The organism is Bacillus cereus group sp. BfR-BA-01349 (assembly GCF_022663795.1).
GTDB classification, from domain to species: Bacteria; Bacillota; Bacilli; order Bacillales; family Bacillaceae_G; genus Bacillus_A; species Bacillus_A cereus.
The window spans coordinates 1-14,340 of the sequence record NZ_JAKUGE010000082.1 but is presented as its reverse complement, the minus strand read 5'-3'; the positions used below and the strand labels follow the sequence as shown (position 1 = coordinate 14,340).

The window sequence follows — 14,340 nt, the reverse complement described above, 5'->3', positions numbered from 1 at the left end:
AATCTTTAAATTCTCTACACCTAGCTTTTAGAAAAAAGAAACAACCTCTCCTATACTTGACGTTGTATGGGCTTAGCTTGATAGCGATGTGGTTTTACCCATGTTTCGTCATGTTCTTCGTTTTCCTCTTCATCTATTGCCCATTCCCAAATGGGGTTTTGTTTTAGGTCTTCAATAGTTAATTCATCAATTGGTTTGCAATTGCTCATACATAAATTCTCCTTTTGCTTTGATAAATAAGTTTCTTAATCTCAAAAATTAGATGATTGCTTACGAGTAAGTTCAATATAGTATTTTGCTCATTTGATATTAAACTATTTTATTTTGAAATAAAGCTTCTGTAGCAATATTAACAAAAAAATAATTATTAGTGGAGGTTTTTAAGTGGCATGGAGTTAAGGTAAGGTAGTAAAAAACATCAAGAATGAATGGGATTTATTTGGTACGATATGGATATGTTTAATAAGAGGGGGAATTTGATGTATCAAGTAAAGGGGTATTTTTCATCGCTCAAAGGAAGTCATTATGAAATTGGTAAGCAACAAGGTGAATTTGTGAAACAACATTCTTATCTTATTCCGCAATTTATAGAGCAAGAAAACTTAATATCGCATAACCATTGGACAGAATCTAGAAATATATTAAATCAATATTGTTCTGGAATTAATGAAGAAATTGAAGGTTTTTGTGAAGTGTTAAAAATTCCTTCAAAAAATATGATGTATTACTATCAAACACTATTGAAAGCAGGTTGTAGTCATTGTGCAGTATTACCTAAAAAGACAGATTCAACTCACACTTATGTATTAAGAAATTATGATTTGTCACCAGTAATAGATGATATGCGTTTTTGCTCGACGCATGTTGAAGGTGCGTATGCACATAGTGGCTTTTCTACTCAATATTTTGGTCGAACAGAAGGGGTTAACGAACATGGATTATCTGTTACATTTTCAGCATGTGGTCAACCAGTAGGAAACATTGTAGGTTTAAGAAAGCCAATGGTAAATGGTTTACAGTGTTTTGCGGTAATTCGATTGTTGTTGGAGAAATGTAAAAATGTGCAGGAAGCTAAATCACTAATAGAAGAAATACCAATTGCTAGTAATATTAATTTAATAGTAGCTGATCCTTTAAATGCAGCACATATTGAAATATTTGACGGTCATAAATCCACAACAACGATTGATGGTGACAACCAAGCTTTTATTGTATCAACAAACCATGCAGTTAGTTCATCAATTCAGAAATTAAATAATAGGAAATTAGAACAATCTACAAAGAGATATCATATTTTACATGAGCATTTAAATGGATATGAACAAGTGAGCATAGAGTCTTTAAAAAAGTTAGTAGAAGAAGAATATCCTGATGGACTGACTGTACATAACTATGAAGAATGGTTTGGAACTTTACATTCTGTATTATTCGATTTACATGATCGTACAATGAAGATTTGTTTCGGATCACCACTTTTAAACGACTGGTACTCATTGAAAGTTGGAGGAAGTATGCCGTTTTCTGAGGTGAACGTGAACTTTAAAAATAAAACTTATACTGACTTTTGGAGGGAAGATAAGAATGAATTGATGCCTAAAAGATAAATGAGATAAGCTGATAATGAAGAGAGTGCATTTACACTGGAGGGATTACCAATGCTAAAAGTTATGTTACCATTTGTTCTTATCTTTTTTCTTGTTATTGCGGTGTATATTGCTTATCAAAAGAGAAAAAAATCTGGGATAAAAGGATTGAAAAGTGCGTTAACTTCTATTTGCTTCTTTTCACTCGCAATTTTAAATATGTTTGCATATTGGTTTCACTTTGGCGGTGCTTTTACTTGGTTATTTTCAATTGTATTATTGCTAGTTGGTGCATATTTTACTAAATATATTCCAATATCTAAAAAGGTACATTAAAATCTATAAGAGTTTAATATAATGTTTACTTTGTTTTGAAAAGAGATTATTCTACTAGATCGTTGTGAAACGGTTTCATAGGATAATCTCTTTTTTTAGTTTTGGAAAGAACTTACTGTGCTTTTTAGTTGTTCAATAAATTCTTGAGTTGCAGCACACATATATTTATCTTTTCTATAAATTAACCCTATTTCAATTGTTGGAGTAGGGTTTTCTATTTTAATAGCTTGAATGTTATTATTTTGTAAAAAGTCTATATATGGTTTGGGTAACACTGTAATTCCCATTCCTTTGGAAACCATTTGGATTAAAGATTCCATCGTGCTAATTTCTAAAATTGGTCTTGGTTTAAAGTTGAATTTTTGACAATGAGATGTAATTAGTTCGGTTAAAAAGAAATTTTTAGGTAAAAGAATTAAAGGATAGTTCTGTAATTCAGCAATAGATACATGATTACGTTCAGCTAATCGATGACCAGTGGGCACGACTAATGTAAGATCGCTTTTGTATAGAGGGATAGAGATAATCTCTTTATCTTGCACCGGGAGAAATGTAATTCCAATATCTAGTTCGTTTCGTAATAATTTTTCACGGATATCTCCTGTGCGAAGCCCTAATACAGAAAGCTCTATATTGGGATATAAATTATTGAAATTTAAAATAGTTAGTGGTAGTAAATAATTTACGACGGTTAACAAAGCCCCTATTGTTAAGGAACCTTGCTGTAATCCGTTTAGGTCTTGAATAGCTGAACGAGCTTGTTCAACTTCATGAAAAATGGTTTTACTATGTGATAATAAAATCTTTCCTGCTTCAGTTAAAGATATTTTTTTACCAATTCGATCGAAAAGTGGCATTCCTAGTTCATGCTCTAATGCACGTATTTGTTGACTTAGAGAAGGCTGTGAAATATTTAATTTCTCAGCTGCTTTTGTGAAATGTAATTCTTTTGAAACAGCTAAAAAGTATTCAAGTTGTCGTAATTCGATTGGAATCACCTCAAGTATAATAATAGGTTATACCTATCATTATTATATAAATAATTGAATTGAACAATGATTTTAGAGGTTTTATAATCATCTTTATATAACAGAGAGGGTTGTAAAAATTAATTGAGAGAAAATACATGTAACACCTTTAAAGGAGGAAATAGAATGGCTAATGAATATCAATTATTATCTTTAAATATAGGGTTACCAAAAGAGGTTACATACGGCGGAAAGGTAGTTCATACAGGCATAAATAAGAAACAAGTAAAGGAACCGGTATATTTATCCTTTGTAAAATTTAATGGGGATGGACAAGCTGACTTAGTTCATCATGGAGGAGTAGATAAAGCAGTTTGTGTTTATACTGGTGATCACTATCCATACTGGGAAAAAGAATTGAATCAAGATCTTGTATATGGGGCTTTCGGAGAAAATATAACAGTTAGTGGTATGAGCGAAGAGGATGTTTGTATTGGTGATACGTTTGAGCTAGGATAGGCAATCGTACAGGTAACACAACCAAGGCAACCTTGTTTTAAATTAGCAAAAAAATATAATATTCCAAAGTTACCACTATATTTTCAAGAAACAGGATATACAGGATTTTATTTTCGTGTATTAAAAGAAGGATGGGTATCATCAGTCGACACCTTAAAAAGACTACAGTCTGATCCAAAAGGTGTTTCAGTAGCATTCGCTAACCGTATTATGCATAAGGAAAAACAAAATATTGAAGGGGTAAAAAGGATATTAGAAGTAAATGCACTTTCAAATAGTTGGAGAAAGTCTTTTGAAAAGCGTATAAGTGGAGAAGAAATTAATACGAAGGAAAGACTTGAAGGGATAAAAGAATAAAAATATTTTATTATAAATAGTGTATTTCTATTAGTAAAAGCTAATTAGAAAGCGCTATTTTTATAAAATAAACTAATTAATATCCGAAAATCTTAATATTTTTTTATTCGACTTATTTTCAAATAGTCGAAACATAAAATTAATTAGACTTTTTTTTTATGTTTTATGATAGTATATTGATTGGTAAGACCTCTATTTTTAAGAGTAGGTCATATAAGTATATCTAATTTAATGGAATTTAACATTTGGAGGTACAACATGGGGAATGTTGAAAAATTGGCAAGTCTTCTAATAGAAGAACCGAAAAGAGAGCAGTTATTTCCTTTATTTGAAGAAGTGTTGGGAATTACAACTCAAACATTGAATGATTTTTCGGATAAAGGATATTGGGATGATACATATAAAGCTTTATCATTTTTACAAGAAGATAAAGTGATTGCAAATGTTGCGGCATTTTCACTCCCATTATTAATTAATGGTGAAAAAATAAATGCGGCGGGTATTCAATCAGTAATGACACACCCTAATTTCCGTAGACAAGGGCTAATGACACAATTAATGAGTAAAATGATAGAAGAAATCGATAAGAAATGTGAATGTGCATTATTGTTTACGGAAAAACCTGAACTATATACAGCATTTGGATTTAAAGTTGTGCAGGAATATTTGATGACTATACCATATGATAAAAATATTAATAATAACGATTCACTACTTAAAAAGTTAGATTTCTATAATATAGAGAATAGACAGTTAATACATGAAACTATTGATAGTAGCCAAAGACTTTCAAATAGTTTTTCAACTTTAAACTTCCATCCTTCATTTTATTTGAATATGTATGATTCGGAATGGAATGAGAAATTGTATTATTCAGAGAAACTAGATGCTTTAATCGTTTATGAAGTAGACAATGAAAAGTTGAAATTATTTGGAGTATTTGCGCCAGTACTTCCGGTTTTAGATGAATTATGTGGAGAAATCAATGAAAGGTTTACGGAAATCGAATTTTATTTTTCTCCGGATCAATTAGGGATTGAGGATGTACAGTTTACAGAATTACAGTCTAGCAAGTATTTAATGGTTCGAAGTGATAAAGAGTTAGATTTTAAAGGTTATAAATTTCCAGTATTAGCGGAGTTTTAAATGTCTATATAAATGCTTTATTATGGAGGAGCTATGAATATATCGTATATACCAGAACGTATTGAGCAACTCACTATAATGAATGTACCTGAATACTATAAAATTAATGATAATCATGCGTTTATTGTCCGTTCGAAAGCAGAAACCGATTTTTGGCTTAAAACACATTATGGTTTTGAAGTAATGAATGGTCATGTATTTTATAATGAGATGATGACAGACTTTCAAGCTGAAGTTCAGTTACGTATGAATCCAAATTCAAAATTCGATCAAGCAGGTCTTTTTGTTATGATTTCGGAGAACTGTTGGCTAAAAACATCTTTAGAATATATCCCTGAAGGGCCATCTCACTTAGGTGCTGTCGTAACGAATAATGGATATTCTGACTGGTCAACGCAAGATTATCCAACTGAAGCAGCTAAGCAACAACTGCGTTTTCGAATTATTCGAAAACGCAGTGATTATACAATATATGTGAAAAAGAACCATCAATGGGAACAAATAAGAATCGCTCATTTAATGGAGGATATAGGGAATGAGCCTATTAAAATAGGTTTTTACACGTGTAGTCCTTCTAAAAATAAGGGATTTGAGACTGAGTTTTTAAATTTTACAATTGAAGAAATATAGATGAAAAAACCGTATTCTTTTCATTAAGAATGCGGTTTTTGTATTTACATAATATAAAGCACATTTATTGACCAGAAAGTCATTAATACTTATCATTTAATAATGTTAAATATTAATTTGCATAATATAATAAAAGTAATGAAGAAATTACAAAAAATATCACTTAAATAAGGAGGGATATGAATTATTCAGTGGTAATTTCATGGGAAAAGGAGATTATGTATGAAATCATTTCGTAAGTTATTACAGTATTTAAAACCATACATGTTCTTCGCTATTATTGGACCGCTATTTATGGTACTTGAGGTTGCGATGGACTTAATTCAACCGACTATTATGCAACATATCATTGATGTTGGGATTGCAAATCGGGATTTAAATTATGTAATAAAAATGGGGGTTCTTATGATAGGAGCAGCAGCACTCGGTTTAGTTGGAGGGCTTGGGTGTATGATATATTCTACAAAAGCAGCTGTTAATTTCGCTACTGACATACGAAAAGATGTGTTTGCGAAAATAGAAACATTTTCTAGTAATAATCGTGATTCATTTGGAACAGGTAAATTATTAACGATCGTGACGAATGATATCACTTCCATTCAATCAGCAATGACAATGACATTACGTGTTCTCGTTCGTGGTCCGCTGTTATTTATGGGAAGTATAATTATTGTTTTTGTAACAGCAAGAGAGTTATTTCCAATATTACTTGTAGTTGTTCCGATTTTATTACTTGCGATTATTTTAATTGCAAGCAAAGCAAGTGGTACATTTAAAAAGGTGCAAGAGGCATTGGACAAAGTGAATACAAAGTTACAAGAAAATTTATCTGGTGTACGTGTTATAAAAGCGTATGTAAGACAAAAATATGAAATCGCTCAATTTGGAAGTGTAAATACAAATTTAACGAAGATAAATATTCGAGCTGTGCAACTTATTTCTTTAATGATGCCAATCATTATGCTAGTTGTAAGTGGCGGGATTGTCGCAACATTATGGATTGGTGGAGAAAAAGTATTCAATGGAACGCTTCAAGTAGGAGCGATTTTGGCATTTATTAATTACTTGAATATCATTTTAATGTCACTTATGTCGATTAGCATGGTATTTATTCAAATTGCGCGAGCTTTTCCATCTGCGGATCGTGTACAGCAAGTGTTAAATACCGAGGTTGATATTATAAGCGAAGCGAATGCAATCGAACCTGAGAAAATCGAGGGGAATATCGAATTTAAAAATGTTAGTTATAGCTATACGAAAAATAATGAATACGTTTTAAAAGATATTTCGTTTAGCATACAAAAAGGTGAAAAAGTAGGGATTATTGGATCAACTGGAAGTGGTAAATCTAGCTTAGCGAAACTGTTACCACGTCTATATGATGTGGATCAAGGTGAAATATGTATAGATGGAATAGATGTTAAAACATATGATTTGCAAAAACTCCGTGCTTCAATAGGGTTTGTACCTCAGAAGGCCTTGTTGTTCTCAGGTAGTATAGAAGAGAATTTACGTTATGGTAAAGAAAATGCAACACATGATGAGCTGGAAGTAGCAGCTGCATCAGCTTGTGCGACTGAGTTTATTAATAAGCTGGAAGAATCTTATCAATATAATTTAACACAAGGTGCGACAAATCTATCAGGTGGACAAAAACAACGTGTATCAATTGCAAGGGCACTTGTGAGAAAACCACCGATTCTCATATTAGATGATTCTACATCAGCAGTTGATGCAAAATCAGAGGCTACTATTCAAACAGCTTTAAAAACAAAATATAAAGGCACAACGACTTTATTAATCGCGTCCAAAATTTCTTCCATAATGGATGCGGATAAAATACTTGTATTAGATAATGGTGAATTAGTTGGCAATGGTACACATGAACAATTGTTAGAACGAAGTGAGGTTTATCAGGAAATTTATCTTTCCCAAGGTGGTAATTTGCATAAAGAAGGTGGGGAAGAACATGCGTAATTTTCAAGGGCAATTTGCTAATAAAGGTGGACGAAACACACCAAAGATGGGAAAAGCTAAAAATGCCCAAGGAACTGTAATGCGGATATGGAACTATATGGGCTATCAAAAAGCTGCTCTAATGTTTGTTATATTTCTAGTCGTTGTTACTACTTTACTTGGATTATTAGGTCCCTATTTTATGGGAGTCATTATAGATCAATATATTGTACCGAAAGATTTAAGTGGTACAGCAAGAATGTGTATGTTACTTATCGCGATTTACGGTGTAACTGTACTTTTAACATGGTTACAAACATTTGTCATGATTAACGTTGCATTAAAAACAATTCAAAAAATACGACAAGATATTTTTGAGAAAATCCAAACGCTTTCTTTACGGTTCTTTGATGTGCGTTCTCAAGGTGATTTAATGAGCCGTGTGACAAATGATATAGATAATTTGAACCAAGCTTTGACACAAAGTGTTGTACAAATTATTTCATCAGCATTAACTTTTATAGGTGTAACGATTGCAATGTTCGCCTTAAATTGGATTTTAGCAATTGTAACTTTAATTACAGTACCTATTATGTTTTACGTTACAAAAAAACTAGTTGCATATAGTGGTAAAAACTTTGCGAAGCGTCAAAAAGATTTAGGTGAACTAAATGGATTTATTGAGGAAGCAATTACAGGTGCGGATGTTACAACGTTGTATGGAAAAGAAAAAGAAACTGTACAAAATTTCAATAAAATTAATGAACAGCTAAGAGTTTCAGCTACGAAGGCTGATATATTTTCAGCTTTTATTTTTCCAAGTATGAACTTTATTAATAACTTAGGTATGGGGCTTGTCATTGGGACCGGATCAGTTATGGTCTTAAACGGAATGACAACAGTAGGAGTTATGGCGGCTTTTATTAATTATTCTCGTCAATTCTCAAGGCCGCTAAGTCAATTTGCGACTTTAATGAATACAATTCAAGCGGCAGTTGCTGGTGGAGAACGTGTTTTTGAGATTATGGATGAGGTACCAGAAATTCAAAATAAAAAAGACGCATTCGTTGTACAAAATTTACAAGGGCATGTTGCACTTAAGAATGTTTCATTTGGCTACGCAGAAAATAAAACAATTTTAAAAGAAGTGAGTCTTAAAGCGCAGCCAGGAGAGACAATTGCTTTAGTTGGTCCGACTGGATCAGGGAAAACAACAATCATTAATTTGTTAACTCGCTTTTACGATATACAGCAAGGACAAATTCATATTGATGGAAAAGATATAAAAGATTATGATATTAATTCTTTACGAAGTAAAATAGGAGTAGTTTTACAAGATACGTATTTATTTGCTGGTTCGATTATGGATAATATCCGTTATGGACGCTTAGATGCTACTGATGAAGAAGTTATCACTGCAGCTAAGGCAGCATCTGCACATTCTTTTATTAAGCATTTGCCAAATAAATATGAAACAAAAATTGCTTGAGAAGGATCGAATTTAAGTCAAGGACAAAAACAACTTCTTGCGATTGCACGAGCAATTTTAGCAGATGCAGATATATTAATTCTAGATGAAGCGACATCTAATATTGACACAAGAACAGAATTACAAATACAAGCAGGACTAAATAATTTAATGAGAGGTCGCACAAGTTTTGTGATCGCTCACCGACTTAAAACAATTGAAAAAGCAGATCAAATCCTTGTTATAAAGGATGGAAGAATTTTAGAAAGAGGGGATCATGAGTCTCTCATGGAAGATAAAGGGTTTTATTTTGATCTGTATACGAGTCAGTTTAAAATATAGTAAAAACATTGATATGTTGCGGTTTCTCTTGAGAGGAGAAACCGCATTTTTTGTATTTGTAAATATTACTATTCAAATGGTTTTTCACTACATATTTTAACAGCATCCTCCTGCATTCCAGGCAAAACATGTGAATAGCGATTTAATGTTATGAACATATCTTTATAACTGAATTGTTCACTTACAGTCTTTAGATGTATACCTTGTTTCAAAAGTAGTATAGCATGTGTATAACGTAAAGCATAAAATCGAACTTTAAAATTAAATAAAAAGAGCGCTGTTAAAAGCGCTCTGAGACAAACTATATATTTAGAGAGGAATCAAGATAATATATGGATATTGTTTGAGAATGTTGTAGGTTTTAATTAAAAATAAAGCACACATATAAGTGTGCTTTTATGAACGCTTTAGATTTGTATGACTATATAGTCAACATACAATAAAATATGCTTGTTTGATATAAATGTGTGTCAAATCTATAAAAATATTTTTTAGTGTGTATAAGGAACATTAAATGTTAGTTAGCCAAGTCTTTTGTTTTTATCCCGCATTAACGGGCAACCCAATTGGTGAGGGCTAATAATCATGGGGGGATGAACTAAAACCCAATGATTAAAGTTTCACTTTATTAACGAATTTGTGCAACTGTTAACGCTGCAGAACGAATATCTACTGTACCTATTACTTCAACGGGGACAATTTGAATTAAATCCCCTGGGTTTAAGTTAATTAGAATGACGCCACTTGATACATCGACTTCACCAGTTCCAATAATATTAGAACGGACTGCGGTTCCGGATCCTGCAATAACAGTAGTCGATGAATTTAATGTCAAGAAAAAGCGTGCTGCTTCTGGGGCTACTGGAACGTTATCAAGACTAATCGTTAATGTATAGCTAATTTGATAAATACCAGCTACTTGAATTTTAATACCAGTTCCAGTACTAATTGTATCATTGATTACAGGGACAGTAATGTTAGGATTTGGGCCTGTACTAGGTAATAGTAGTGGTGTAAATAATGTTGCAAATTGAGGTGAAGTAGCATTGAAGGCAAAACCTAGGGCAGGTAGTGTACTAGGTGCTTGTGCTTCACAATTAAAATTAGTGAATTTACGAATGGATGAGCGCATATTTTCACTCCTTTCTTGTATTTAGATTTCGTGAGTATTAACTTCACGTTTTGGACAAGCATAATACAATATATGAAAATTTATAGTAGATAGTGCACAAGCGTTACTATTATGGATAAAGCTATGAATAATAAATACAATATCGAAAAAGCAGTTAGCTAATTTAGCTAACTGCTTAGTAGGTTCTCCAAGAGCAAATAGGCGAAAAAATATTGTGCTATATAAAAGATCACTATAGATAAGTGCTCTTTTTGAGAGTGAGTATAAATTTCTATTATTCTATTTAGTATATGCACTTGTATTATGTAGTTGCTACTAAAATTGATGTAAATTTTTAAAATTAGAGGTTTCTTTTAATGAAACCTCTAAAAAGACAACTAAAGTTACGTTATAGTAAATTCAATTGCGATAGGAGTGCCTCCATCTAGGACTGCTCCTCCTACAATAGTAGCAGCTGTAGTAGTCACACCAGTAATAGTATCACCTGTTTGAATAACACCATTAATATAAAGTGTTAAAAAGGCATAAGAAGCAGGGAATGTTGTTACAGCACCAGTGTCATCAGTGAAGTCTGTGTTAGCAAAAGTTAAATCTGCTCCAGCAGCAGTTCCTGTTGCTGCTGTGCTTACAAATCGTCTTCCAGCTATAAAAGGTTTAACGATAGGCATTTATGTTCACCCCTTTTTGAAAATTAACTCGGACAAGTGTTTTGAAAGTTTTGTCCTGTATCGTATAATATGCTGTGCTTCTACTAAGAGATACGGCTTGTATACTAGTAAATAAGTATAATTATTATGCGTTTTATAAGTTAGGTTCTTATAAGTAATTAAGTGGTTAAGGTTGGATTTTGTATATGGTATGTTTATGTAAAAAAAGAGAGCTCTTTTAGAAAGAGCTCTTAATCAAATTATTATCTTAGTGTTGGAGGGAGACTGGCGGCCTCAGTGACAGATGGTAAAAATAATTTCCGTGGTATTGTAATAAATTCAAGCGCAATTTGCTTTGGATAAAAAAGTATTTGAGTTAAATCTAGAGCATGTATTAATAGTATCATGAAGCTTGTAAGAATGATAAAACTACCCCAAAAGAAACTTTTTGAAGTGTTGCGAAAATCTTTTATTAAAGAAAAGAATGAAAAAAATGCGGTAACAATGAGAATGAAAAATTTATACTTATCAGCCATTGTAATCCTCCTAAAGAACAGTAATTTATATTATACCGTATTTTTCAATATTATTATAAAAAGATTTTAAAGTGAATAATAAAAAAAAATAAAGCCATAACTTAAAACATTAGTTTAGGTTCTATTGTTTGAATTCTTTGTTTTAGAAGGTATATAATCTGAATTTGAAAATTTTCCAAATGAATTACCATTTTTTATTTCTGATCCAACATCAAGTGCTGAATGAAATGGTATGAAAGATTATAGGCTAGTGATACGAGATTAAATAAGAGGAATTTGCGTGCAGCAAGAGTTCTAGCTCAGATTTCTACTAGAGAAAAGTATTTAGTTGGAGTTGGTATGTTAATAAAAAACGGATAGATGTCGAAACTAAATATTCATGACATTAAGGACAAAGATCAGGAAATATAATTTGGTATTCTGGGAATAACCGGAGATCCGTAGTTAAGGTTGCATAGTATTTGTATTTTTTTTCTAATTTTTCAATTGTTGTTAAGTGATGAGAACCTAATCCACGTCGTACACTATGTTGAGAAAGAGTCGGCCCAATTTGTAATTTTCGTTTTTTCATTGGATCGTTCCATGGACTGTAAAAAAATTTAAAAATAAAAGCAGGTTCCATGTAAATGCTATAAGGATAATGCGAACCATGTCTCCCGACTCTATAGTTCCCGTGCGAATTATTGTGAATTAATCTACCGTTAAGATATAGTTGATTTGGATTAGGTTGAATTATTATGCCGTGATAACGTTGTTTAACAAGCGGAGAACTATATCTTGGATTAGTGTAGCCATAAGTCGGTTCATCAATCATCATAATCATTCTTATTGAAAACATATTGCCGCCCATAGTGCTAAGTGATTTAAAAAATTGTTCTTTATTATAACAGCACAGGAATTCTGTCGTATTCAATACCATTTTCCATCCTGTAATTTCTCTTTCAATTTCCATAACTTCTTGATCAACTAAATAAGCATCAAATTCGAGTGATTTTGAGTTTCGTATTTCCCAATTAGGAGCGAATGTTTTACAGATTTCAACTGAACGATCAGTGGATCCACGATTAATAAGAATGCCATGATCAAATAGCTTTGTATGGTGCATTAACCACCATGGAAGTAAATATTCTTCATTGTAAAAATGAGAAATTAAAGTAGTCTTAATCAAAATCACCTCCGTATTTAACCTGCTTCTTATTTAATATGATATGGAAGGAAACCTATTGTTAGAAGGTTTCCTCTTAAAAGTTTTAAACCACATAGGGTATGTGGATGGATTAGTATATAAAGTAGTCTGATTTTTATTTTTTGAATATAAAAAAAGACACTCAATTGAGTGTCAATATAGTATTGCTCTCGCGTATAGGATTGGAGATGTTCCTCAAATACATATTGAGATGGTCTGTAAAGAAGAAACAATCTTCATCTTTAATGTAACATCGACATGGGTGAGTGTAAATTGATAATATATATACGGAAAATTTAGTATAGATGTTTTCTACTATGGATATAGTAAAATTTATTTTTATTACTTAATCACTATCGTAATATTTATCAATTGAGTATTTAGATTGTTTATTATAAAAACAATGAATCATTTTTTTAATCAATTCGTATAATTGTAAGAGAGGCACCTGTTGATCCGCCTCCAACTAAATTCACGACGGATAATATACCAAATAATTGTAGTGAGATTGTATTACCAGCATTTAAATTAGTAATTAAGTTATTACTATAATTTGAAGTGGATAAAGCGGGAGAAAAAATAGAGCCAGGAATTGGCGTAGAAGCGTTTAATAGTAGTCTAGTTCCAGCAAGTAGAGCGGTTGTCGTATTAACTTGATAGGTTAAATGATATCTTCCAGTTACAGGAATTGTAAATACGTCATTTGAAGCGTTAACTGTAAAATTACCGAGACTTTGGTTATTTGCCAGTGGAATGTTTGTTCCTCCTAATACGACTGAAACAGAACCACCTGATGTATTATTAGCGAACATAGAGTTTGTTGTAACGATTGAACCAGTACTCCCGGTAGGTCCAGTACTTCCGGGAGGTCCAGTACTTCCGGTAGGCCCAGTACTCCCGGTAGGTCCAGTACTTCCGGTAGGTCCAGTACTTCCGGTAGGCCCAGTACTCCCGGTAGGTCCAGTACTTCCGATAGGCCCAGTACTTCCGGTAGGTCCAGTACTTCCAGTAGATCCAGTATTCCCGGTAGGCCCCGTAAGCCTGTAAGGGAAAATAATGTCAAGAGCCATTGACATTAGTTCCTTTTTTCTAATTTCATTATTATCTTGAATATAAATCACCTCATCTTTTTAAATAAGAATGTTATAGATTTACTACTTTTTAAATAGAATGATCAATTTATTATATTAATAATAGTGGCTATAGCAACGGTAAAATGTGTAATACATGTAATAATTATTATGAGAAGAAAAGAGAATAGTTATAAAGTTATTCTTTAATGATAAGGTCTAAATGATATGTATGAGTTAAAAAACATGTGGAATGAGGTATTAACTTGAAACGCAATGACAAATTATCATTGAATAAGGGGATGATAGGACCAGAAAATATTGGACCTACATTTCCGATTCTTCCACCAATTTATATTCCAACCGGAGCAACAGGACCAACTGGAATAACGGGACCGACCGGAGCGACAGGGATAACAGGAGCAACCGGAATAACGGGAGCAACCGGAGTAACAGGACCGACT

General features: G+C 32.3%; 13 protein-coding genes and 2 pseudogenes. 8 read left to right on the top strand and 7 right to left on the bottom strand.

The window, feature by feature from the left end; all coding sequences use genetic code 11:
- Nucleotides 1-50: 50 nt before the first annotated feature.
- The gene (locus MR169_RS26990; RefSeq protein ID WP_242320340.1) at nt 51-209 is read right to left on the bottom strand and encodes a hypothetical protein; all 159 of its coding nucleotides are present in this window, start codon (nt 207-209) and stop codon (nt 51-53) included.
- A gap of 270 nt (nt 210-479) precedes the next feature.
- Here MR169_RS26990 and MR169_RS26985 point away from each other — a divergent pair, with 270 nt between their 5' ends.
- Nucleotides 480-1,604, top strand: coding sequence for a C45 family autoproteolytic acyltransferase/hydrolase (locus MR169_RS26985; protein WP_061664732.1), 1,125 nt, complete (start codon nt 480-482; stop codon nt 1,602-1,604).
- A 51-nt stretch (nt 1,605-1,655) separates the two neighbouring features.
- A complete protein-coding gene (locus tag MR169_RS26980; protein WP_242320339.1) occupies nt 1,656-1,919 on the top strand; it encodes a hypothetical protein in 264 nt (87 codons plus the stop codon).
- Nucleotides 1,920-2,014: 95 nt separating this feature from the next.
- Here the strand turns inward: MR169_RS26980 and MR169_RS26975 are convergent, their stop codons facing one another.
- Nucleotides 2,015-2,917, bottom strand: a complete 903-nt coding sequence (locus MR169_RS26975; RefSeq protein ID WP_242320338.1) for a LysR family transcriptional regulator — start codon at nt 2,915-2,917, stop codon at nt 2,015-2,017.
- 156 nt (nt 2,918-3,073) lie between these two features.
- On the opposite strand from MR169_RS26975, the pseudogene MR169_RS26970 reads away from it, so the two are divergent.
- From MR169_RS26970 to MR169_RS26950, 5 genes and pseudogenes are all read left to right on the top strand, one after another.
- Nucleotides 3,074-3,763: pseudogene (locus MR169_RS26970) on the top strand (MOSC domain-containing protein).
- 258 nt (nt 3,764-4,021) lie between these two features.
- Complete coding sequence (locus MR169_RS26965) at nt 4,022-4,909, top strand: GNAT family N-acetyltransferase (protein ID WP_044797081.1); 888 nt, start codon at nt 4,022-4,024, stop codon at nt 4,907-4,909.
- A gap of 33 nt (nt 4,910-4,942) precedes the next feature.
- Nucleotides 4,943-5,539, top strand: coding sequence for a DUF1349 domain-containing protein (locus MR169_RS26960; RefSeq protein WP_044797080.1), 597 nt, complete (start codon nt 4,943-4,945; stop codon nt 5,537-5,539).
- A 222-nt stretch (nt 5,540-5,761) separates the two neighbouring features.
- Nucleotides 5,762-7,516, top strand: coding sequence for an ABC transporter ATP-binding protein (locus MR169_RS26955; protein ID WP_242320337.1), 1,755 nt, complete (start codon nt 5,762-5,764; stop codon nt 7,514-7,516).
- A pseudogene (locus MR169_RS26950) lies at nt 7,509-9,305 on the top strand (ABC transporter ATP-binding protein). The gene MR169_RS26955 and the pseudogene MR169_RS26950 overlap by 8 nt, the downstream one beginning before the upstream one ends.
- A 628-nt stretch (nt 9,306-9,933) precedes the next feature.
- On the opposite strand, the gene exsF reads toward MR169_RS26950, so the two are convergent.
- The 5 genes from exsF to MR169_RS26925 all read right to left on the bottom strand — a co-directional run bounded on the left by exsF (nt 9,934) and on the right by MR169_RS26925 (nt 13,927).
- Nucleotides 9,934-10,437, bottom strand: a complete 504-nt coding sequence (gene exsF / locus MR169_RS26945; protein ID WP_242320336.1) for an exosporium protein ExsF — start codon at nt 10,435-10,437, stop codon at nt 9,934-9,936.
- Nucleotides 10,438-10,820: 383 nt separating this feature from the next.
- Nucleotides 10,821-11,105: a DUF4183 domain-containing protein gene (locus tag MR169_RS26940; protein WP_001123247.1), complete on the bottom strand. Its 285-nt coding sequence runs from the start codon at nt 11,103-11,105 to the stop codon at nt 10,821-10,823.
- 242 nt (nt 11,106-11,347) lie between these two features.
- Entirely contained in the window at nt 11,348-11,620 is a 273-nt protein-coding gene (locus tag MR169_RS26935) for a hypothetical protein (RefSeq protein ID WP_000774116.1), read from the bottom strand.
- A gap of 385 nt (nt 11,621-12,005) precedes the next feature.
- Complete coding sequence (locus MR169_RS26930) at nt 12,006-12,788, bottom strand: glycosyltransferase family 2 protein (protein ID WP_000598287.1); 783 nt, start codon at nt 12,786-12,788, stop codon at nt 12,006-12,008.
- Nucleotides 12,789-13,222: 434 nt separating this feature from the next.
- Entirely contained in the window at nt 13,223-13,927 is a 705-nt protein-coding gene (locus MR169_RS26925; RefSeq protein ID WP_242320335.1) for a BclA C-terminal domain-containing protein, read from the bottom strand.
- Between the two features lie 215 nt (nt 13,928-14,142).
- Between MR169_RS26925 and MR169_RS26920 the strand changes: the two genes are divergently transcribed.
- Nucleotides 14,143-14,340 (top strand): exosporium leader peptide-containing protein (locus MR169_RS26920; RefSeq protein WP_242320334.1); only part of this gene is annotated, 198 nt, incomplete at its 3' end.